The organism is Microcoleus sp. Z1_A1 (assembly GCF_036700305.1).
Lineage (GTDB): Bacteria > Cyanobacteriota > Cyanobacteriia > Cyanobacteriales > Microcoleaceae > Microcoleus.
The window spans coordinates 162,963-164,021 of the sequence record NZ_JAUBOR010000011.1; the positions used below are offsets into that span (position 1 = coordinate 162,963).

Annotated in this window: 1 protein-coding gene; it reads left to right on the forward strand. The window is 45.9% G+C overall.

Going from position 1 to position 1,059, the window contains the following annotated elements:
- Nucleotides 1-130 precede the first annotated feature (130 nt).
- A complete protein-coding gene (locus QT973_RS10200; RefSeq protein WP_333058160.1) occupies nt 131-979 on the forward strand; it encodes a mechanosensitive ion channel family protein in 849 nt (282 codons plus the stop codon).
- Nucleotides 980-1,059: the final 80 nt, after the last annotated feature.

A 1,059-nucleotide genomic window follows, 5' to 3' on the forward strand; every position in this document is an offset into this window, starting at 1 on the left:
ATCGACTTTAGTCCTCTTCTAGAGGACTTCCGCTATGAGACAGGGGTTTTCAACCCCTGTCGGACTCTCCGACTTATGCAGAAGACTGAGACTGCAATTCTCAATTTCTAATTCCCAATTCCCAATTAACATGACAGTTATTCAGACGTTTTTACCAATAGCCCAAACCTTCTATTCTCAGCTAAATGCAGAAAGAACACAAGCCTTGGAAGTAGCCCAAGAATTCTCGAAAAGATTCGTGGAATTGGGGTTTAAAATTGTACCTCAACTGCTGTGGGCGATCGGCATTTTGTTAATTACGCGATTTGCTATCAACTTTGCGGGCCGCGTGACTCGCCGAGCACTGAGTCGCACCGAAGCCACGCTGCGGAAATTCTTAGTTCAAGCTGCTGAGATTACGATTTTGGTAGTGGGAGTAGTCGCCGCTTTGAGTCAGTTGGGAATTCAAACTACCAGTGTGGTTGCGGTGGTGGGTGCAGCGGGTTTGGCCATTGGTTTGGCGTGGCAAAATACTCTGTCCCACTTTGCTGCTGGGGTAATGTTGATTAGTTTGCGGCCCTTTGAAGTCGGGGATGGGATTGAAGCTGGGGATGTTAAGGGAGTGGTGGACAGCATCGGGATTTTTTCAACAACGGTGGTGACAGACGATCGCATAAAAATTATTGTCCCGAACAATCAGTTGTTTAACGGTACACTGAAAAATACAACGGCAATGGGAACGAGGCGAGTAGACTTGAAGATTGATATTGGCGATCGGCCAATTCGTCCAACTGTAGCTGAGTTATTAGAAATTGCCCACTCTCACCCGCTGGTGTTGGAGAATCCGCCCCCGACTTGTTTGGTGGTCGAGATTACTCCCGATACAACTATTTTATCTCTCCGACCTTGGTGCGCGTCGGTGGCCTACGAACAAGTGCGATCGCAAGTTCAACAATACGTCAAAGAGGCAATGGATGCCGACAAAAATCAAGAACAATAGATATACAGCGGTTTTCGCTGTTATGAGGTACAATCAATAATAATGAAATATCATTATGTAATCAAAGCTAATGAAAGCAT

Excerpts from the sequence above, each read along its gene's own strand:
- QT973_RS10200 (WP_333058160.1), top strand. The coding sequence starts at position 131 with ATGACAGTTATTCAGACGTTTTTACCAATAGCCCAAACCTTCTATTCT.